Origin of the sequence: Bacillus sp. PS95, assembly GCF_037963565.1 — a bacterium.
In the GTDB taxonomy this organism is placed as follows: domain Bacteria; phylum Bacillota; class Bacilli; order Bacillales; family Bacillaceae; genus Bacillus; species Bacillus subtilis.
This window is the reverse complement of sequence record NZ_CP150160.1, coordinates 3160962-3181699: the sequence shown is the minus strand read 5'-3', so window position 1 is coordinate 3181699 and position 20738 is coordinate 3160962. Positions and strand designations below refer to the sequence as shown.

Sequence of the window (20738 nt, the reverse complement as noted above, 5' to 3'; positions counted from 1 at the left end):
GCCTCTGAATGAAGTCTTGTTCGGCAGGACAGGATAAGTGAAAAAAGGGGCATTCTGATGATACCAATACCTTCCGCGATAGATGGGCAGTCTTTTCTGCTTCAAGAACTGGAACAAGTGATGAAGCCGCTCGGTTATGTGATAAACGGCGGCTGGGAATACGATCATGGCTACTTTGATTATAAAATTGATGATAGAGACGGCTATTTATTTTTAAGAATTCCCGTCAATTCGGTACAGGGCAGTCTCGATGAACGAGGGGCGGCCGTCCGGATCGGAACGCCATTTATGCTGAGACAGGTGTTTCAGGCGGATGTTGACGATCACGCCGAGGGAGGGCCTTTCCAATCACTGTTTAATCAATTTTCCGAACCGGAAAGGCGGGACGCGGAAATTGATCCGGCATTTTTGGATATCGGCGCCTCTCTCGTGAAAGAATTGGAGGATGTTCTGTTACACTAGATGGCAAGGAATTGATCTGTTTCGAGCACCTTGTATGTAAGAGGAGGGGAAAGCATCGGCCCCTCCTTTTTTTGTACGCCTATAATTGTTGTGTTGTGATCAAGGAAATAGAGAACACAGGTTTTGTAAGCCGCTCCCTTTAGTTCGTCAGGAACAGCAAGAAGCTCCACATGCTGATCAAGTGTCAGCTTGATTCCGTTCTGCTGTTTAGGCGGCCGTAACTTGACTTGGTAATGCTGCAGCATCGCCCGGCTGATAAATTCTGAAGTTCCGATGATTTGGTTTGCGCCTGCCCGCTCTGCATTTGTGACAAAACGGTCAGTCAAAATCTCGACGATGCAGTAAGCAAGGGGATTAAGCCCTTTAACAGATAAAAGAGTCAGCACTGACAGCATATCAGCATCAGTTTCACTTTTATACTGATCGGCAGTAATCATCACTGATTCCGCTTCAGTGATATTGGCCCGTTTCAGTGTCCCATCATCGGCAGCGTGCCCGCGTATGAAATGAACGTTTTCAATAAGCGGGCCTTCTGTTAAGGATTCATCGATTAGTACGACCGTTTTGGAAGGGGCGGCAAGCTGAAGGTCCTTCAGAAGCCGGTTTGTTTTTTCATTCCACCCGATCAGAATGATGTGGTCACGGCCTTTGTAAGCAACTTTTCCTTCGATGTAGCGATGCTGTCTGCTGAATGCGGCCGCTGATAACGTAGCGAAATATGCTGTGACAAAGCTTGCTCCGCTCAAAATCAGCAGTATTCCGGCTGCCTGTCCCAGCGGCGTGTGCGGCACATAGTCTCCATAACCGACTGTCGAAACTGTAACGACAGCCCACCAAATGCCTTCGAATACCGAAGTGAACTGCTTAGGCTCAAGTATATAAATGATTTGGCCGAACAAAAGAATCAGACATAAAATAATAACCCCGATTCGGATAAATAACGGCCACCTGAGCCATGAAATAAATATCCGATTTGATTTCATTCTTTTTCTCCTTCTTCAGATACTGAGATGGATAAAATCTGTTTAATAATTGTATTTAATTTTTCATTTAGCTTTTCCTGGCCGTACTTATCTCGGGCCTGCTTCATTAACTCGGCTGTATCATCATCAAGCTGAATAAGCGGTTCATCTATTTCCGATTCATTATAAAGCTGGATAAACGCGTCCAGTCCTTCATTCATTCGGTCGATTGCTGTGCTCAGCTGTTCCTTTTCCTCACTCGTCACTTTCATAGCTTCCATCACACCCGTGCTTTTTTCTAACAGTATGTCCCACTTCCGGTGATGTTTTTCAAAAAATGTACAAAACATATAAAACTGGATTTCTCCATAAACTAAAACAAAAAGGATGAAAAAGATGACGATCTTTCAAAAAACGATCGTGGTTTTAATCGGTACGCAGCTGGCGGCATCCGCGATGATTTTGTTTATTTTCGATTTGAACTCATATAATCACTTTTCCGGAAGCTTCTCATGGCTTCATTTTCTGAAAGAACTGGCCGGCAGTTTCGCCTTTTATTTGTTTTCAGCAGGCCTGTTCTTTCTGCTGATTGGATTGTGTGCTCCAAGCCGGAAGAAAAAGCGCATTTCTGTACACGGGAAAGAAAACTCATTAAAATAATCGTAATAGAGAAATGATCATGGAAAAAGGATGATGAAAAAATGCTGTTTATATTTTTAACAATAGCCGCATTGGGATTGTCGTTTTGGGCACAATTTAAAGTAAAGAGCAACTTTGAAAAATATTCAAAAGTGGAAGCCTCAAGCGGACGTACAGGGGCAGAAACGGCAAGACGGATTTTAGATATAAACGGTCTTTACGACGTGCCGGTCGAACCGGTAAGAGGCACTTTAACAGACCATTACGACCCGACAAGACGGGTAGTGCGTTTATCTGAGCCGGTCTATTACGGCCGCTCAATTTCCGCCATATCCGTAGCTTCCCATGAAGTCGGACATGCCTTGCAGCATCAGGAGTCATATGGTGCGCTTGTGCTGAGACATAAAATCTTCCCAGTCGTGAATTTTGCATCCGGTGTAGCTCCTTTGCTTTTCTTAGGGGGCATGCTTCTCGGCAGCCTGAATTTGATCGGGCTTGGCATCATACTGTTTTCAGCGGCAGTCTTTTTCCAGCTGATTACATTGCCTGTCGAATTCAATGCAAGCTCACGCGCGAAGCAGATTATTGTGTCAGAAGGATTCATCCGAAACAATGAAGAAAATGGGGTAAATAAAGTGCTGAGCGCTGCTGCCTTAACGTATGTGGCCGCCGCCCTGGTTTCCCTGTTTGAACTACTTCGTTTTGTGATGATCTTCTTAAACGGTCGTGATGAGAATTAACGTTAAGGAGGTGGCCCCTTACCATTTATGGTAAGGGCTTTTTTTGCTTATTTTACAATTGATCGCCATTTTTGTTTTGATTGGCATTACGGCTGTTTTCGTTGCAGCGGAATTTGCGATCGTCAAAATTAGAGGTTCAAAAATCAATCAGCTCATCGAAAGCGGTGACAGCCGAGCACTAGCCGCACATAAAATCATCTCCAATCTTGACGAGTATTTATCAGCCTGCCAGCTCGGGATTACGATTACAGCCCTCGGCCTTGGGTGGCTTGGTGAACCTACATTTGAACGTTTTCTTCATCCCTTATTTACAATGACAGGCATGCCGGAACCGTTTAACCACATTGTCACATTTGTAGTTGCATTTATCATCGTCACTTTTTTGCATGTGGTGATGGGGGAGCTTGCCCCGAAAACGGTTTCTATTCAAAAAGCTGAAGCTGTAAGCTTATGGATTGCAAAGCCGCTGATCTGGTTTTATAAAATCACGTACCCGTTTATTAAGGCATTAAACGGCTCTGCAAGCTTTCTTGTGAAATTGTTTGGCTTTCATTCAGTAAAGGAGCATGAGGTTGTCATCAGTGAAGAGGAACTAAGGCTGATCCTTTCTGAAAGCTATGAAAAGGGAGAAATCAATCAGTCTGAATTCCGCTATGTAAATAAGATTTTTGAATTTGACAACCGGGTAGCGAGAGAGATTATGATTCCGCGGACAGAAATTGCGGTTATCTCTCTGGAGCAGTCGCTTGAAGAGGCAATTCATCACATCATTAATGAACGGTATACACGCTACCCTGTCATCAAAGATGACAAGGATCATATTTTAGGGATCATCAACAGCAAAGATATGTTTAAAGCTTATTTTCTCGGCCAGCCGATAAAGCTGGAGCAAATCATGAGGCCCGTTATCAGAGTCATTGAAAGCATTCCTGTTCAACAGCTTTTAATCCGCATGCAGAAGGAGCGGATTCACATGGCGATTCTCGTCGATGAATACGGGGGAACGGCGGGGCTTGTCACTGTAGAGGATATTATAGAGGAAATCGTCGGGGAAATCCGCGATGAGTATGATCAGGATGAAACACCGCACATCCTGAAAAAGGGCGAGCACCATTATGTGATGGATGGAAAAGCGCTAATAGACGAAGTGAATGACCTTCTCGACATTGCGATTGAAAATGAAGAAATTGATACGATTGCAGGCTGGCTTCTAATGCAAAAAATGGAGCTGAAAGCAGGAGATGTGATACACGCGGAGGGCTGTGAATTTAAAATCCTCGACGCCGAAGATCATCACATCCGTTTTGTAGAAATTAAAAAAACTGATTTTTAATAAAAAACAGTCGGGGAACGAACGGCTGTTTTTTGTGTCATCAAGTCATTTCTTAAAAAGCAATGCTGTAAAGACCTTTTTCTACATAGGATATATAAGACCGGTACACTGGGAAGGAGTGGCTGTATGAAAAAGGCTTGGTGGAAGGAAGCCGTTGTTTACCAAATTTACCCCCGCAGTTTTAAAGATTCAAATGGCGACGGAATCGGGGATATTCAAGGAATCAGATCCAAGCTTTCTTACATAAAAGAGCTGGGCGCTGACGTCATATGGATTTGCCCGCTGTATGACTCACCGAATGCTGATAATGGCTATGATATCCGGGATTATCAAAACATATTAAGCGAGTTTGGCACCATGGAAGATTTTGATGAACTGCTTGGTGACATTCATGATCTGGGGATGAAGCTGATTATGGATCTCGTTGTGAACCACACAAGCGACGAACATCCATGGTTCATAGAATCCCGTTCATCCATACACTCGGAAAAGCGCGACTGGTATATTTGGAAAGACGGCAAAAACGGAAAAGCGCCCAACAATTGGGAAAGCATTTTCGGCGGGCCGGCTTGGGAGTATGATCAAAAGACAAGCCAGTATTATCTGCACCTTTTTGATAAAAAACAGCCTGATTTGAATTGGGAAAATGAACAGGTGAGGAATGCCGTTTATGACATGATCAATTGGTGGCTTGATAAAGGAATTGACGGATTTCGGGTGGATGCCATTACGCATATTAAGAAAAAAGAAGGGCTTCCCGACATGCCGAATCCAAAGGGATTGGACTATGTCCCTTCCTTTCCTTATCATATGAATGCTGACGGCATTATGGATTTGTTAACAGAGCTGAAGGAAAACACATTTTCCCGCTATCCGATTATGACAGTTGGTGAAGCAAACGGCGTCGCTGCAAAAGAAGCAGCTGATTGGGCTGGAGAAAAAAACGGCATATTCAGCATGATTTTTCAATTTGAGCATCTCGGCCTGTGGGATGTAGAGATCAATGAAAGTATTGATATCGTTGCATTTAAACGAATTTTAACTGACTGGCAGGACAGTCTGGAAGGGATCGGCTGGAATGCTTTGTTTATGGAGAATCACGACCAGCCCCGTTCAGTTTCTGTGTGGGGAGACGACGGAGTGTACCTGAAAGAAAGTGCAAAAGCGCTTTCCTCTGTTTATTTTCTCATGAAAGGCACACCGTTTATTTATCAGGGACAGGAACTCGGGATGACGAACGTGGCTTTTCCCTCTATTGAGGACTATGATGATGTCGCAATGAAACGCCTGTATGAAACAAAAACAGCGAAAGGCACATCACACGAGGATGTGATGAAGATTGTCTGGAAAAAGGGAAGAGACAATTCAAGAACGCCGATGCAATGGAATGCAGGTCCATACGCCGGATTTTCTGAGGCCAAACCGTGGATCGGAATCAATGAGAATTACAAATGGCTGAATGCCGAGGCGCAAAAAAACGATAAAACATCCGTTTACCATTTTTACAAAAGCTTGATCAAGCTGCGCCAAACATATGATGTTTTTATTAACGGGACATACGAGCTCATTTTACCGGAAGATCAGCAAATCTTTGCATATCTTCGGAAAAACGAGAGCCATACTGCACTGATTGCGGCCAATCTGACAGGAACACCGGCGTTGTTCAGGCACTCTGGATTGCCATTGTCATCAGATGCACTCGTCTTGTCAAATATTGAAACAGAGCCGCACAAGCATATGACATCAGTACTCTTAAAGCCGTATGAAGCAAGAATATATCTATGGTGCTAAACTCCAGCCTTAGACTGGAGTTTTTTTGTTTTATCGGGTTTATGAGAGCGGTTTAACAGGAAAAAAAGAACACAGAACGAATTAAGCGATGAGAGCGGACAAACGAAAGGAGAAACAAATGCTGAAAACACTGCAAATCAAAACAACCAAACGAGATGAAATGATTGATATCACCCGGGAGGTGGAAGCGTTTCTTCAAGAAACAGGTATAACGAGCGGCGCAGCGCTGATTTACTGTCCGCATACGACTGCGGGCATTACAATTAATGAAAATGCCGATCCGGACGTCAAAAAAGATATGCTCAGAAGGTTTGATGAGGTATATCCGTGGAAACATGAGCTGGACCGCCATATGGAGGGCAATACAGCTGCACACATGAAGTCGAGTACGGTCGGAGCTTCACAGCATGTCATTGTGGAAAACGGCCGGCTTATTCTTGGAACGTGGCAGGGCATTTATTTCTGCGAATTTGACGGCCCTCGCACCCGGACATGCTATATCAAAATGATGGGATAATAGGCTGTTTTTTTGACAAAAGCATGATCGCTGAACAAACGCCGATAGCCGGAGGGCTTGTCACACCCGCCCACGCTGCGGCTTTATCGAATGAAGGCGCGCTTGGCATTCGTCCATATGCGAAATAAAAAGCGAGGGAAAGAGACACGCGCCTCACCCTTTGTTTTCAGGAAAGCCTGCATGAGGGATAGTCAATCAATGGATGTGAACGTACCGAGCTTTGCCGAACGTAACTTGATAAACTGAGGTGACAGATATGAACATTCTTCAATATTCTTATAAAAAAAGAGGGAAAATTGAGTTTGTATTTGAAGGCTGGCCTCACTCAAAAGTTACAATGGTTCCTATCAAAGGCTACTATTTTGTCCGCTTTATCAAATGGAGCAGCCAGGATCCAATCGTGACAAGAAACGACCTTGAAAAAATGGAGTGGGCTGCGAACCAATATTTCGGCACAGCCCCCTTCTATCGAAAACGAAAGGCATTTGAAACCCCATCGTCCCGAAAATAGGCGATGGGGCTTTTTAGCGGACGATGCGGAAAAGAGACGGAACATCCAGTCTGGTCGCCTGAGACAGAAGGTAGGCTGACTGTAAGGCTCCTTTTTTCCTAAAAGAATTCAGCTTATCAATAATTTGCTTTCCGTTTAAGATTCCAAGACCATGGGCAAAATATTTATCTTCCCCCAGTAAAATCACATTTTCGCCTCTCCATTGCGCTTTTTGCGGATCAAATTCAGGATTCTTAAAATACAAACAATCTCCAAGGAAAAAGTGGTGTCCTGTTTCCGTATATATCGGCAATTTCTCATAATGCCAGTCATATAAAATAATTCTGTCAAAGCTGGCATTGAATTTATCTTCACCGATTGTATCGATTAAGGCCAAGTAATAAATGATAACGATTGCGGTTGCGCATTCAAACGCATAAAACGGGCCGTTCTCTGCAATGTCCCGAATCGCTTTTGAAGGCGGCATTCTGTATTTCAGCTCCAAGGCGCCCTCCGGTGAAACCCTCCAATACGTTGTATTCCCGTATGTTTTTAAAAAAGTGGCAAACTTCGCCCCGCTTTTGTGCAGCGTCTTTGCCGCTGCTACAATATTCATCCGCAGTTTAAGCTCAAACATCAGTTCAGCAATTGAATGATAATCAAACTGAACAGGCGTCTCAATCATCTCTTTTAACAGCGGGTTCAGATTTTGATCAATCTGCCAATTTTCAATATCCTGGGGACGGAGCAATTGTCCTGATACAATAATCATGTTTAGCCCCCCTTGTTTTTTATAAGATATGCAAAGAGCTTGGGCAATGAAAGTTAAAAAGACAGAAGACAGCCAAAAAGAACTTCTTCCATTTTTATTTTAAAACTTTTTTAAGCAGCCGATATATACTGTATCAAACCTGAAGGAGCAAGTGACATGAAGACTTTTATCAATTGGTTGAAGAAACCGTCTATTTCAAAGAAATTAATCGTCTCATTTATTGCGATTCTCATTATCCCTATTCTTATATTAGAATTTAGCTCTTACCGAAGCGCCAGCGGAAAGCTGGATCAGGAAATTATGGGAAATGCGAAAAACAGTGTCGATACATTTAATACAACTGTTACAAATGATCTGGGAGAAAAAGCGAAAGCAGTCACCTTTTTCAGTGAATCTCTTAAAAGGTCCGCATTCAAAGGGAAATCGAATCAAGAAGAGATCAAAGCTAAATTTTCACAATATGTATCTATTAATCAAGGAGTAGCCAGAATTTATGGGGGCGCAGATAACGGCACTTATGTACAAGCGCCAAAAGAAAAATTGCCGGAAGGATACGACCCGAGACAACGGCCTTGGTACCAGGATGCGATGAAGGCCGGCGGTGAAATTGTCGTGACAGATCCTTACGTGGCTGCGAGTGACGGAAGCATGGTCATTACCATTGCACAGGAGCTGAAGGACGGATCTGGCGTTGTCGCCATGGATATTACCATTGATAAATTGTTAGAACAAATGAAACAAATCAAGGTCGGAAAAGAAGGTTATGCTTTCATTGCAACAAAAAACAAAACCTATGTCGCCCACAAGAACCATAAGGCTGGAGAAAAGCTTTCAGGCGACTGGGTAGCCAAAATGTATGCGAATGACAGCGGTGAACTCCAGTATACTCTTAATAACGAAGATAAAAAGATGACCTATACTACAAACGAACTGACTGGTTGGAAAATAGCCGGCACAATGTATATGGATGAAATTAAGGATGCCTCAAAGTCTGTGCTGACAACAGGAATGATTGTGCTGATTGCTTCCATTGTGGCAGGCGGAATTTTAATTCTGTTTATCGTTCGTTCGATTACAAAACCGTTAAAACGTCTTGTTCAATCATCGAAAACGATCAGCAGGGGGGATCTGACCGAAACGATCGAAATCCATTCAAAGGATGAGCTTGGAGAGCTTGGGGAAAGCTTCAATGAAATGGGACAATCTCTCCGCTCTCTGATCAGCGCTATTCAGGACTCGGTGAACAATGTGGCCGCATCTTCCGAACAGCTTACCGCATCTGCCGGGCAGACGAGTAAAGCCACCGAGCATATTACGATGGCGATTGAGCAGTTCTCAAACGGAAACGAGGAGCAAAGCGAAAAGGTTGAATCCAGCTCTCATCAGCTGAACTTAATGAATGAAGGACTGCAGCAAGTCTCACAAACATCGTCAGATATTACAAAGGCATCTATCCAATCAACGGAAATCGCCGGAACGGGTGAGAAGTTTGTGCAGCAGACAGTCGGACAAATGAACTCGATTAATCAATCTGTTCAGCAGGCTGAAGCTGTTGTCAAAGGCTTAGAAGGAAAATCAAAAGACATCACAAGCATTTTGAGAGTCATCAACGGAATCGCTGACCAAACAAATCTGCTTGCACTAAACGCAGCCATTGAAGCGGCGCGTGCCGGAGAGTCAGGACGCGGCTTCTCTGTCGTAGCGGAGGAAGTGCGCAAGCTGGCTGTCCAATCAGCCGATTCAGCAAAAGAAATCGAAAAGCTGATCCAAGAAATCGTCGCAGAAATCGACACCTCTCTTCACATGTTTAAAGAGGTCAATCAGGAAGTACAGTCCGGACTTGTTGTCACAGACAATACAAAAGAAAGCTTCCAGAGCATTTTCAGCATGACAAACGAAATCGCGGGCAAGCTGCAGACGATGAATTCCACCGTCGAGCAGCTGTCAGACCGTTCACAGCATGTTTCAGCAGCAGTCAGCGGCATTGCAGACGTGTCGAAAGAAAGCTCGGCAAGCATCCAGGACATTGCCGCATCAGCTGAAGAACAGCTTGCTTCCATGGAAGAAATCAGTTCCTCAGCGACGACTCTTGCGCAGATGGCAGAAGAGCTTCGCGATCTGACGAAACAATTTAAAATCGAGTAAAAGCCGAAAAACAGCGCTATCAAAGCGCTGTTTTTTTATATGGTAAACAATAATAAAGTCCTAGTTTAACAGGTGAATTTAGAACTATTTTTCATTTTTTCCTCCATTTTCAATGTAATTTAAAGGAAGATCCGCCGATATAATTTGTAAATTATTGAAAGAAGGTTCAAAAGGAAATGAAAAAAACACTCACCACTATTCGCAGATCATCAATTGCAAGGAGACTTATTATTTCTTTCCTGCTGATCTTAATTGTTCCGATAACCGCCCTTTCGGTTAGCGCTTATCAATCAGCAGTTGCCTCACTTGATGTACAGATGACGCAAAGCGCAAAGGAAAATGTTCAGATATTAGATCACATCATTGATGATAAAATCAGCACGACTGAAAAAAGCCTCGCATATTTCAGCGATTGGGCTACAGAAGAAAAATTTCAGGATAAAAAGAAAACAGAGCTGAAACAGGAATTTAAACAATTTATCCAAATGAATGATAATGCCGCTGCGGTATTTTCAAGCGGCAAAGACGGGGAATTCACCCGTTATCCGTACGCTGACATGCCAAGTGACTTTAATGCTTTGGAACGAGATTGGTACAAAGAAGCAATGGCCAATAAAGGCAAAACAATTGTCACTGAGCCTTATGAATCGATTTCATCAGGAAAAATGGTCGTCACCATCGCCCGTCAAACGGTGGATGGGTCAGGCGTTGTCGCCATTGATATGAAAATTGATGACTTAGTCACTACCGCGAAAGGAATCAATATCGGAAAAGAAGGCTATGCTTTTATTTTGAGCCAAAACAAGAAAGTCATCGCCTACTCCGGAGAAAAAGCGGGAACAGAGCTAAAAGGGGACTGGGTTGATAAGCTCTACAAGGATAAAAGCGGGGACTTTGAATATACGTACAAAGGCAAAAAGAAAAAAATGGCATTTGCAACAAGCGAAACAACAGGCTGGAAAATCAGCGGCACGATGTATGCAAACGAGATTCACGATGCTGCAAGCAGGGTTCTGATCATGGCTTCAATCGTTCTGGCGATTGCCATCGCAGCTGGAATGACGGCGATTTATTTTGTGATTCGATCCATCACAAAGCCATTGAGACGTATTGTCGCATCCGCTGAAAAAATTAGTGAAGGCGATCTAACCGAAACGATTGAAATCAATTCAAAAGATGAACTCGGTGTTCTGAGCGAGAGCTTCAATCATATGGCACACTCGCTTCGCTCGCTCATTCACGGGATCAAAGACTCAGTAGAGCACGTTGCCTCATCGTCTGAAGAGCTGACTGCATCGGCAGACCAGACAAGCAGAGCCACTGAGCACATTACGATGGCTATCGAGCAATTTTCAAACGGCAGTGAAAGCCAAAGCGAGAAAATAGTAACGACAACCGAACAAATTAATGAAATGAATGACGGATTGGCAGAGCTGGCGCGGGCTGCAGCAGTAATTACAGAAACATCCGCAGATTCAACAGAAGTGTCAAGTAAAGGGGAGACACTCGTCCAGAAAACAGCCGGCCAAATGAACACAATTGACCATTCTGTAAAAGCAGCGGAACAAGTGGTGAAAGGGCTGGAGATCAAATCAAAGGATATCACGAATATTTTGCGTGTCATCAACGGCATTGCGGATCAAACCAATCTTTTGGCTTTAAATGCCGCCATTGAAGCGGCCAGAGCGGGTGAATACGGACGGGGCTTCTCAGTCGTCGCTGAGGAAGTGAGAAAGCTCGCGGTACAGTCGGCTGACTCGGCAAAAGAAATTGAATCGCTGATCAGTGAAATAGTAAAAGAAATTCACACATCACTGAACGTGCTTCAGTCCGTAAACAAAGAAGTTGAAACAGGGCTTGTCATGACGGATGAAACTAAACAGAGCTTCAAACATATATCGCAAATGACCAATCAAATTGCTTCCGAGCTGCAAAACATGAATGCGACGGTTGAGGAGCTGTCAGCGGGAGCTCAAGAAATTTCCGCAGCTTCAAATGATATCACAGCCATTTCTAAGGAAAGCTCGGATGGCATCCAAGATATTGCTGCTTCAGCTGAGGAACAGCTGGCATCCATGGAGGAGATTAGTTCATCTGCACTGACGCTTGAAAGAATGTCTGAAGAACTCCGTGATCTGACAAAACAATTTAAAGTAGATAAATAATAGGTCTAAAATACTATTTATTTATGGGAAATTAGTTACTTTTGTTAAATTTCTTCTTTTTTGCTGTATATATTTACCCATTTCCAGCCGATATGAAGGGTAGCATAAAAAAGGAGAAATGAATGATGAAAAAAATACTCCAACTCATAAAACAAAGATCAATTACACGGAAGCTTCTCGTTTCCTTTCTGTCGATCCTCATCATACCGGTTGTTATATTGGCGATCTTTGCCTATCAATCGGCTAGCAGCTCACTCGACAGACAGATGATGGGGAGCGCATTGGAAAATGTACAGCAATTAAACGAAATCATTAACACCAGCATCGGCGAAAAAGAAAACAGTGCTGATTATTTCAGCGAATGGCTGACAAAAGAGAAATACAATGCAAAAAGCAATGCAAGCATTGCAGAGAAATTCTCACAATATATCAGCATTAACAAGGATGTAGAATCCATTTATACAAGTGACACAAAAGGGCACTTTACCCGCTATCCGGATCTTCCGATGCCAAGCGGCTATAATCCGGTTGAACGCGACTGGTACAAAAAAGCGGTTGCAAATAAAGGAAAAGTCGTTGTGACAGATCCTTATAAAACTGCTTCTACAAATACGATGGTTGTGACAATCGCCCAGCAGACAAAAGATGGTTCAGGCGTTATCGCAATCAACATGACGATTGAAAATCTGTTGAAAACAACCAAAAAAGTCAACATCGGCACACAAGGCTACGCATTTATCATGACGAAGGACAAAAAAGTTGTCGCTCATCCTAATGAAAAATCAGGAACTGAATTAAAAGGCGACTGGCTCGATAAGATGCTGAACGCTGATAAAGGCGATTTTCAATATACCATGGATGGCGATAAGAAAAAAATGGCCTTTGACACAAACAAGTTGACGGGATGGAAGATCGGCGGCACCATGTATTTGGATGAAATCCATGAGGCAGCCCAGCCTGTCCTTCACCTTGCTTTAATTGTCTTGGCCGCAGCTATTATCATAGGGATTATCGTCATGACTTTGATCATTCGGTCGATTACAACACCGCTGAAACAGCTTGTCGGTTCCTCTAAGCGGATCAGCGAGGGAGATTTGACGGAAACCATTGATATCCGTTCAAAAGATGAATTGGGCGAGCTTGGCAAAAGCTTTAACAATATGGCGTCGTCACTTCGTTCTCTCATACACGCCATCCAGGATTCGGTAGATAATGTTGCCGCTTCCTCTGAGGAGCTCACTGCATCAGCTGCGCAAACGAGCAAGGCAACAGAGCACATTACATTGGCGATTGAACAATTTTCTAACGGCAATGAAAAACAAAACGAAAACATTGAAACGGCAGCAGAGCACATTTATCAAATGAATGACGGGTTGACGAATATGGCTCAAGCTTCTGAAGTGATCACTGATTCATCTGTTCAATCGACAGAAATTGCAAGTGAAGGCGGCAAGCTTGTTCACCAAACCGTCGGCCAAATGAACGTCATTGACAAGTCCGTTAAAGAAGCGGAGCAAGTTGTACGCGGATTGGAAACGAAATCGAAAGACATTACAAACATTTTGCGTGTGATCAACGGCATCGCAGACCAGACGAACCTGCTTGCCTTAAACGCAGCAATTGAAGCAGCGCGCGCAGGCGAGTACGGCCGCGGCTTCTCCGTTGTAGCGGAAGAAGTAAGAAAACTGGCAGTACAGTCAGCAGATTCAGCAAAAGAGATTGAAGGATTAATCATCGAAATTGTGAAGGAAATCAATACATCTCTCGGCATGTTCCAATCTGTCAATCAAGAGGTGCAGACAGGCCTTGACATCACAGATAAAACAGAAATGAGCTTCAAACGCATTTCTGAAATGACGAACCAAATCGCCGGCGAACTGCAAAATATGAGTGCGACGGTTCAGCAGCTTTCTGCCAGCTCCGAAGAAGTTTCGGGAGCGTCTGAGCACATTGCATCGATTTCAAAAGAAAGCTCAGCGCATATACAAGATATCGCGGCGTCAGCCGAAGAGCAGCTTGCTTCCATGGAAGAAATCAGCTCGTCTGCAGAGACCCTTTCCTCTATGGCGGAAGAGCTTCGCGATATGACCAAACGATTCAAAATCGAATAATAAGCCTTAACACCCAAGCTTGTTGCGCTTGGGTGTTTTTTTTAGTTTTTTTATTAAACCTTTTATCCTAGTTTGACGATATTAGATTTATCTTAAAGGAGGAGTCAACAAGAATGGGAAAATTCATACAATGGATCAAACAGCCATCGATCAGCAAACCGCTAATCGCTGCGTTTCTGGCAGTGCTTATTTTGCCGGTTGGGGTTTTAGCATATTTCAGTTATCAATCAGCTTGGAACGCGTTAGACAGAGAGCTCATAAGCAGTGCGAAGGGAAATGTTGAAGAACTAAACAGTACGCTGCAAAATAAATTAGAAGATAAAGTAAAAGCAATAGATTATTATAGTGAGACAGTCGATAAAGACGTATTGTTAGGCAAAAACAAAACATTACTGAAAGAGAAATTTAAGCAGTACACGACACTTAACGACGATGTAGGCGCAATCTATGCTGCTTCAGAAGATAAGAAGCTTTATAAATATCCGGATAGCGGTGTTCCGAAAGGTTTCGATCCGACAGGACGTGACTGGTACAAACAGGCGGTTGCGGAAAAAGGACAAGCTGTTTTCTCAGAACCGTATACCGATGAAGCGACAGGAGATATTGTTGTCACAATTTCAAAACAATTAAAAGACGGTTCAGGGGTTATAGCGCTGGATTTAAACCTGGATGAAGTGCTTACTGCATCACAAAGAATCAAAATCGGTAAAGAAGGCTTTGCATTTATTACGACAGGCAACAAAAAATATATCGCCCATCCGACCATTAAGCCGGGGACAACTGGATCCGGCGATTGGACAAACCAAGTATATTCCAAAAAAGAAGGCTCATTTGAATATACATTCGAAGGCAAAGAAAAGAAAATGGCCTTTACGACAAATAAACTGACTGGCTGGAAAATCGCAGGCACATATTTTGTCAGTGAATTGCAAGATGCTTCAAGTCCGGTGCTGAACACTGCGGTTATCATTCTATGCGTGTCAATTGTAATCGGCGGCATACTCATACTCTATATTATCCGTGCCATCACCAAGCCGTTAAGAAAACTTGTCTCAACGTCTGCAAAAATCAGCAGCGGAGATCTCACAGAAGTCATTGACATTCACTCGAAAAACGAGTTTGGCCAGCTTGGTGAAAGCTTTAATGAAATGTCTGCATCATTGCGTTCTGTAATCGGCGTTATTCAAACGTCTGTAGAAAACGTTGCTTCATCCTCTGAGGAGCTGACGGCAAGCGCAGCCCAAACGAGCAAGGCAACTGAACATATTACACTTGCCATCGAACAGTTCTCAGATGGCAACGAGGCACAAAGCGAGAAACTGGAAACAAGCTCAAATCATCTTTCTCAAATGAACGAGGGGATTTCAAAAGTGGCTCAGGCCTCTTCAACCATTACGAAATCATCAATTCAGTCCTCTGAGGCAGCGGGCAGCGGAGAAAAGCTGGTGGAGCATACAGTCGGCCAGATGAAAACAATTGACCAATCCGTTCAAAAAGCGGAAGCGGTTGTGAAGGGCCTTGAAACAAAATCGCAAGACATCACAAGCATCTTGAATGTGATTAACGGCATTGCTGATCAAACCAACCTGCTTGCATTAAATGCTGCGATTGAGGCGGCAAGAGCGGGAGAATACGGAAGAGGTTTCTCAGTAGTTGCGGAAGAGGTTAGAAAACTTGCTGTACAATCAGCAGACTCCGCCAAGGAAATTGAAGGATTAATTCAAGAGATTGTCAGGGAAATCAGCACCTCACTTTCGATGTTCCAATCCGTGAATCATGAAGTGAAAGAAGGCTTGCAGATTACGGATCAAACAGCGGAAAGCTTTAAACAAATCTATGAGATGACAACCCAAATTTCCGGCGAATTGCAAAACTTGAACGCGACGGTTGAACAACTGTCAGCCGGATCACAGGAAGTGTCAAGTGCTGTTGAAGATATTTCTGCAGTGGCGAAAGAAAGCTCAGCAGGCATTCAGGATATCGCAGCTTCGGCGGAAGAACAGCTTGCGTCCATGGAAGAAATCAGCTCTTCAGCGGAAACGTTGGCAAACATGGCGGAAGAACTTCAGGACATTACGAAGAAATTTAAAATTGAATCTTAATAAAAAAAGAAAGCGGCATATCTGCTGCTTTCTTTTTTGTTAAAAGCAAAAATAAACAAAAACGATTCAAAAACAAACAGAAATCATATATAATGAAAACGGATACAAATAAAAGGGGATGGAGGAATATCAAATATGGCGAAACATATATGGGATTCAGAGCGAGCTGCACGGCTGCCTAAAGGTGTAGAGGAATTGGTGTACAGGTCCAATCTGATCGGGTCAGACCGCACTGTCTGCAACTGGGGTGGGGGGAATACATCTATGAAAACAACGGAAAAGGATTTTAGAGGCCGTGAAATAGAAGTCATGTGGGTAAAAGGAAGCGGTTCGGATTTGGCAACAATGACAGCGCATAACTTTACCGGTTTGAAATTAGATGATATCCGCCCGCTGATTAAAAGGGACCAAATGCCCGATGAAGAAATGGTAGACTACCTGTCTCATTGTATGATAGACAGCAAACATCCCCGCCCTTCAATTGAAACGCTATTACACGCTTTTCTGCCATACAAACATGTTGACCATACCCATCCAGATGCGATTATCAGCATATGCTGTGCAGATAATGGAAAACAAATCGCTGAAGACATTTACGGAAATCGGTTTGTATGGGTGCCATACGTCCGCCCTGGATTTACTTTGTCTAAAATGATCTCTGAAGGCGTAGCAAACAATCCCCACGCCGAGCTTGTATTAATGGAGAAACACGGCTTAGTCACTTGGGGAGAGACGTCTGAAACATGTTATCAAAAAACGATATCCATCATTCAAGAAGCCGAGCAGTATATTAACGATCGTATCAATCAGCATGAGGTATTCGGAGGCAAAAGGTATCAGCCGCTGCCGGAGGATAAAAGAAAACAAATCTTGGCAGGCATCATGCCTGTGATCAGAGGAGCAGTAAGTGAAGAAAAGAAAATGATCCTTTCCTATGATGATCATGACGATGTCTTGGAATTTGTAAACAGTGTCCAAGCGCCAGCACTTTCGCAAATCGGTGCGGCATGCCCGGATCACCTTGTTCACACAAAACGGGTTCCGCTGTACATTGATTGGAATCCGGAAACTCAAGATGTGCACAAGCTTGCAGATCTGATCAAGTCAGGAGTCGAGACCTTTACATCAGAGTACCAGGCTTACTTTACACGCAATCAGCAGGATGGGGATCAAATCTTTGAATCCGCCCCGCGGGTGATATTGATTCCTGGAGTCGGAATGGTGAATACAGGAAAAAGTTATGCCATGTCTAAAGTAAGCGGGGCTTTATATCGGAGGGCCATCGCCGTGATGAAAGGAGCAACCGCTCTGGGGCAATTTGTTTCTTTACATGAAAATGAATCCTACCATGTCGAATATTGGCCGCTCGAACTATATAAACTCACGCTGGCCCCGCCGGAAGCAGAATTTTCCCGAAAAGTAGCGTTGATAACTGGAGGAGCCGGCGGAATCGGCAGTGCAGCATGCCGCCGATTTGCAGTTGAGGGAGGGCACGTGATCGTAGCTGATCTGAATATAGAAGGTGCACAGAAAATTGCCGGGGAAATAAACGATGCATACGGAGAAGGACGGGCAATGGCTGTCAAAATGGATGTGACAAAGGAGGAAGACGTACAATCAGCTTTTGAACGAGCGGCGCTTGCTTACGGCGGCATTGATATCGTCGTCAATAATGCCGGGCTGGCCACATCAAGCCCATTTGACGAAACAAGTCTAAAAGAATGGAATCTTAATATGAATGTTTTAGGAACAGGCTATTTCCTTGTAGCCCGTGAAGCGTTTAAACAGATGAAACACCAAAATAGAGGCGGAATCATGGTATTTGTCGGATCGAAAAATTCGGTTTATGCGGGCAAAAACGCCTCTGCCTACAGCTCGGTTAAGGCGCTTGAAACCCATTTAGCAAGATGCATTGCTGCAGAAGGTGGAGAATTCGGCATTAGGGTCAACTCCGTTTTGCCTGATGCGGTTCTTCAAGGATCGGCAATCTGGGGTTCAAGCTGGCGGGAGGAACGAGCCGCGGCGTACGGGATTGAACCAGATCACCTAGAGGAACATTACCGGAAACGGACAGCATTGCTCGTCAATATTTACCCGGAGGATATTGCTGAAGCCATTGCATTCTTCGCTTCTTCTAAAGCCGAAAAAACAACGGGCTGCATGATCACGGTAGACGGCGGCGTCCCTGCTGCTTTTACGCGTTAGAAATATGCTATGATAAAAAATATAAGACGGACTACGATATGAGGAAGGGCGTTACCGATGCTAGTAGCAGAACGGCAGCAAAAAATAGTGGAAATAGTAAATAAGCGTTCAAGCATCCGCGTTTCCGAATTAAGTGACATATTTTCAGTCACAGAGGAAACCATTCGGCGTGATCTTGAAAAGCTTGAAAAAGAACATAAACTGAGCCGGAGCCACGGAGGAGCGGTCAGTATTCAGCAGAAGGAATCAGAAATTCATTTTTCTGAACGGGAAATCACGAATGTCATCGAAAAAAAAGCCATCGCTCACGAAGCGGCCAAATATGTAAAAAGCGGAGACCGAATCATTCTCGATGCAAGCACAACCGCTTGGTACATGGCAAAAATACTCCCTGACATTGAGCTCACCGTGATTACAAACTCAATGAAAGCAGCTATTGAACTCAGCAATAAAGAAAACATATCAGTCATTTCAACAGGCGGCATTTTGCTGGAAAAATCATTATCATTTGCCGGCCCGTTAGCAGAGCGTTCACTTGAGACCTATCATGTCAATAAAACCTTTCTGTCATGTAAGGGATTTGACGTACACAACGGGATGAGTGATTCAAATGAGTGGCAGGCGCTGCTCAAAAAACGGATGATCGAAAGGTCGGACCAGACCATTTTGATGGCCGATTCAAGCAAATGGGGGAACCGCGAGTTTTCACATATCGCCTCGCTGCAAGATGTCAGCCGCCTAATTACGGATTCTGGACTTGATCCGGCATCGGTAAAAGCTCTTGAGGACAAAAAGGTGAAGGTGACAGCTGTTCCTCTTTCGAAGAGAGGGTGAAAGAATGATTTATACTGCCATTGATATAGGCGCATCAAGCGGGAGAATCATGGTAGGTGAACTGAATGAAGGGAAGCTTGACATACAAGAGATTCACAGGTTCGCTAATGGTTTCAGTCAAAGAGACGGGCATTGCTTTTGGGATATTGATCATTTGCTAAAACAAATCCTGCAAGGACTGCAAAAAGTAAAGACGCTTGGGTATGAACACTGCACCGTAGGCATTGATACATGGGCAGTTGATTATGTCTTACTGGACGAAAAAGGCGATCGGTTGCGGGAAGCAATCTCCTACCGTGATAGAAGAACAGATCATACAATAGACAAACTGGAACATACCCTCTCAAAAGCCGCAATTTATCAAAAAACAGGAATACAATTTCAGCCTTTCAACACGATCTATCAATTGTATGAAGAAGACCGTGAGCTGCTGAAAAAGACAGACAAAATTATGATGGTTCCTGATTATTTAGGCTATTGTTTAACCGGAAAAGCTGTAACGGAAATCACAAACGCGTCCACAACACAGCTTTTAAACGCCTCAACGGGAAATTTTGATCCTGAATTGCTTGAAGCCGTGTCTGTTCTGGAACAGCAATTTGCGCCGCTGACTGAACCGGGGGGTGAGCTCGGGAAGCTAAGAAATGAGTGGTTCCCGGATTATGATCTCCCGGCGTGCAAGGTGATGACAGTCGCAACACATGATACGGCCTCGGCCGTCATTGCGGCGCCAGGCGTACATGATGGCTGGGCGTATATCAGCAGCGGAACATGGTCGTTAATCGGGGTTGAAAACAAAACACCGATAATAACTGATCTTGCTTTAGAAAACAACTATACAAATGAACGCGGCGCAAACAACACCATTCGCTTTCTCAAAAACATTATAGGCATGTGGGTGATACAAGAAGTCAGACAGCGGTTACAAGCAGATTACTCTTTCCAGCAGCTTGCAGAAGAAGCCGAAAAAACAGAACCATTCCAGCAATTTATAAACTTAAATGATAAACGATTCCTGAATCCAGAAAACATGATAAAGGAAATACAACATTATTGCAGACAAACCCGCCAAAAGATTCCCCGCACTGCAGGCGAACTTGCCTGCTGCATCTACAGCAATTTAGCCATCATCTATGCGATAGCCATCAAAGAGCTCGAAACAATCACAGAAAAACCGATCGAGCAATTTCATATCATCGGCGGCGGAGCCCGGAATGATTTCTTAAATCAATTAACGGCAGACATGAGTGGAAAAGCGGTATATGCAGGGCCGATAGAGGCAACTGCCACCGGAAATCTTTTGATGCAAATGATTGCTGCCAAAGAAGTCAAAGACATAAAAGAAGCCCGGCAAGTCGTCAGAAATTCCTTTCCGATCAAAGTGTTTACACCTAAAGACATTGACAGAAGCACAATCATTCAGTCATTTCAGCAAACTGTTTTGAAAGCGCTATCTAAATGATGAAGAGG

The 20738-nt window shown here is 43.8% G+C and carries 17 protein-coding genes and 1 pseudogene; 15 read left to right on the top strand and 3 right to left on the bottom strand.

The genetic code is table 11. From position 1 onward, the window contains the following. Window positions 1-57 precede the first annotated feature (57 nt). A complete protein-coding gene (locus NSQ12_RS16680) occupies window positions 58-462 on the top strand; it encodes a YugN-like family protein (protein ID WP_029318502.1) in 405 nt (134 codons plus the stop codon). Here the strand turns inward: NSQ12_RS16680 and kbfO are convergent. Both kbfO and mstX read right to left on the bottom strand, forming a co-directional pair. Then, a complete protein-coding gene (gene kbfO / locus NSQ12_RS16675) occupies window positions 459-1445 on the bottom strand; it encodes a potassium channel protein KbfO (RefSeq protein ID WP_029318503.1) in 987 nt (328 codons plus the stop codon). The two genes, NSQ12_RS16680 and kbfO, sit on opposite strands and share 4 nt — an antisense overlap. Beyond that, window positions 1442-1774, bottom strand: a complete 333-nt coding sequence (gene mstX, locus NSQ12_RS16670; RefSeq protein ID WP_021480479.1) for a biofilm formation protein MstX — start codon at window positions 1772-1774, stop codon at window positions 1442-1444. The genes kbfO and mstX overlap by 4 nt, the downstream gene beginning before the upstream one ends. 46 nt (window positions 1775-1820) lie before the next feature. On the opposite strand from mstX, the gene NSQ12_RS16665 reads away from it, so the two are divergent. From NSQ12_RS16665 to NSQ12_RS16635, 7 genes and pseudogenes are all read left to right on the top strand, one after another. Further along, window positions 1821-2084, top strand: a complete 264-nt coding sequence (locus tag NSQ12_RS16665; protein ID WP_339175187.1) for a hypothetical protein — start codon at window positions 1821-1823, stop codon at window positions 2082-2084. 41 nt (window positions 2085-2125) lie between these two features. Beyond that, entirely contained in the window at window positions 2126-2803 is a 678-nt protein-coding gene (locus NSQ12_RS16660) for a zinc metallopeptidase (RefSeq protein WP_003228889.1), read from the top strand. A gap of 43 nt (window positions 2804-2846) precedes the next feature. After that, complete coding sequence (locus NSQ12_RS16655; RefSeq protein ID WP_339175185.1) at window positions 2847-4136, top strand: hemolysin family protein; 1290 nt, start codon at window positions 2847-2849, stop codon at window positions 4134-4136. A gap of 126 nt (window positions 4137-4262) precedes the next feature. After that, window positions 4263-5927, top strand: coding sequence for an alpha-glucosidase (locus NSQ12_RS16650; RefSeq protein WP_339175183.1), 1665 nt, complete (start codon window positions 4263-4265; stop codon window positions 5925-5927). 25 nt (window positions 5928-5952) lie between these two features. Beyond that, window positions 5953-6086 (top strand): annotated as a pseudogene (locus NSQ12_RS16645) (hypothetical protein). After that, window positions 6046-6444 carry a secondary thiamine-phosphate synthase enzyme YjbQ gene (locus NSQ12_RS16640; RefSeq protein ID WP_326146011.1) on the top strand — a complete coding sequence of 133 codons (399 nt, stop codon included), beginning with the start codon at window positions 6046-6048 and terminating at the stop codon, window positions 6442-6444. Before NSQ12_RS16645 ends, NSQ12_RS16640 begins: the two are co-directional and overlap by 41 nt. A gap of 256 nt (window positions 6445-6700) precedes the next feature. Then, complete coding sequence (locus NSQ12_RS16635; RefSeq protein WP_014480675.1) at window positions 6701-6955, top strand: hypothetical protein; 255 nt, start codon at window positions 6701-6703, stop codon at window positions 6953-6955. A 13-nt stretch (window positions 6956-6968) separates the two neighbouring features. Here NSQ12_RS16635 and NSQ12_RS16630 read toward each other — a convergent pair whose 3' ends face one another. After that, on the bottom strand, window positions 6969-7706 hold the full coding sequence (locus NSQ12_RS16630; protein ID WP_003228904.1) for a protein-glutamine gamma-glutamyltransferase: 738 nt from the start codon (window positions 7704-7706) through the stop codon (window positions 6969-6971). Window positions 7707-7862: 156 nt separating this feature from the next. On the opposite strand from NSQ12_RS16630, the gene mcpB reads away from it, so the two are divergent. From mcpB to rhaB, 7 genes are all read left to right on the top strand, one after another. Further along, complete coding sequence (gene mcpB / locus NSQ12_RS16625; protein ID WP_003243461.1) at window positions 7863-9851, top strand: methyl-accepting chemotaxis protein McpB; 1989 nt, start codon at window positions 7863-7865, stop codon at window positions 9849-9851. Between the two features lie 176 nt (window positions 9852-10027). Beyond that, complete coding sequence (gene tlpA / locus NSQ12_RS16620; protein WP_339175180.1) at window positions 10028-12016, top strand: methyl-accepting chemotaxis protein TlpA; 1989 nt, start codon at window positions 10028-10030, stop codon at window positions 12014-12016. 125 nt (window positions 12017-12141) lie between these two features. Then, entirely contained in the window at window positions 12142-14127 is a 1986-nt protein-coding gene (mcpA, locus tag NSQ12_RS16615) for a methyl-accepting chemotaxis protein (protein WP_042974482.1), read from the top strand. 113 nt (window positions 14128-14240) lie between these two features. After that, window positions 14241-16229: a methyl-accepting chemotaxis protein TlpB gene (gene tlpB / locus NSQ12_RS16610; RefSeq protein ID WP_326224932.1), complete on the top strand. Its 1989-nt coding sequence runs from the start codon at window positions 14241-14243 to the stop codon at window positions 16227-16229. Between the two features lie 135 nt (window positions 16230-16364). Further along, entirely contained in the window at window positions 16365-18434 is a 2070-nt protein-coding gene (locus NSQ12_RS16605) for a bifunctional aldolase/short-chain dehydrogenase (RefSeq protein ID WP_339175176.1), read from the top strand. A 57-nt stretch (window positions 18435-18491) separates the two neighbouring features. Next, window positions 18492-19268 carry a rhamnose catabolism operon transcriptional regulator RhaR gene (rhaR, locus tag NSQ12_RS16600; protein WP_029318508.1) on the top strand — a complete coding sequence of 259 codons (777 nt, stop codon included), beginning with the start codon at window positions 18492-18494 and terminating at the stop codon, window positions 19266-19268. Window positions 19269-19272: 4 nt separating this feature from the next. Then, complete coding sequence (rhaB, locus tag NSQ12_RS16595) at window positions 19273-20730, top strand: rhamnulokinase (RefSeq protein WP_110109470.1); 1458 nt, start codon at window positions 19273-19275, stop codon at window positions 20728-20730. Window positions 20731-20738 lie beyond the last annotated feature (8 nt).

Excerpts from the sequence above, each read along its gene's own strand:
- NSQ12_RS16680 (WP_029318502.1), top strand. The coding sequence starts at position 58 with ATGATACCAATACCTTCCGCGATAGATGGGCAGTCTTTTCTGCTTCAA.
- kbfO (WP_029318503.1), bottom strand. The coding sequence starts at position 1,445 with ATGAAATCAAATCGGATATTTATTTCATGGCTCAGGTGGCCGTTATTT.
- mstX (WP_021480479.1), bottom strand. The coding sequence starts at position 1,774 with ATGTTTTGTACATTTTTTGAAAAACATCACCGGAAGTGGGACATACTG.
- NSQ12_RS16665 (WP_339175187.1), top strand. The coding sequence starts at position 1,821 with ATGACGATCTTTCAAAAAACGATCGTGGTTTTAATCGGTACGCAGCTG.
- NSQ12_RS16660 (WP_003228889.1), top strand. The coding sequence starts at position 2,126 with ATGCTGTTTATATTTTTAACAATAGCCGCATTGGGATTGTCGTTTTGG.
- NSQ12_RS16650 (WP_339175183.1), top strand. The coding sequence starts at position 4,263 with ATGAAAAAGGCTTGGTGGAAGGAAGCCGTTGTTTACCAAATTTACCCC.
- NSQ12_RS16640 (WP_326146011.1), top strand. The coding sequence starts at position 6,046 with ATGCTGAAAACACTGCAAATCAAAACAACCAAACGAGATGAAATGATT.
- NSQ12_RS16635 (WP_014480675.1), top strand. The coding sequence starts at position 6,701 with ATGAACATTCTTCAATATTCTTATAAAAAAAGAGGGAAAATTGAGTTT.
- NSQ12_RS16630 (WP_003228904.1), bottom strand. The coding sequence starts at position 7,706 with ATGATTATTGTATCAGGACAATTGCTCCGTCCCCAGGATATTGAAAAT.
- mcpB (WP_003243461.1), top strand. The coding sequence starts at position 7,863 with ATGAAGACTTTTATCAATTGGTTGAAGAAACCGTCTATTTCAAAGAAA.
- tlpA (WP_339175180.1), top strand. The coding sequence starts at position 10,028 with ATGAAAAAAACACTCACCACTATTCGCAGATCATCAATTGCAAGGAGA.
- mcpA (WP_042974482.1), top strand. The coding sequence starts at position 12,142 with ATGAAAAAAATACTCCAACTCATAAAACAAAGATCAATTACACGGAAG.
- tlpB (WP_326224932.1), top strand. The coding sequence starts at position 14,241 with ATGGGAAAATTCATACAATGGATCAAACAGCCATCGATCAGCAAACCG.
- NSQ12_RS16605 (WP_339175176.1), top strand. The coding sequence starts at position 16,365 with ATGGCGAAACATATATGGGATTCAGAGCGAGCTGCACGGCTGCCTAAA.
- rhaR (WP_029318508.1), top strand. The coding sequence starts at position 18,492 with ATGCTAGTAGCAGAACGGCAGCAAAAAATAGTGGAAATAGTAAATAAG.
- rhaB (WP_110109470.1), top strand. The coding sequence starts at position 19,273 with ATGATTTATACTGCCATTGATATAGGCGCATCAAGCGGGAGAATCATG.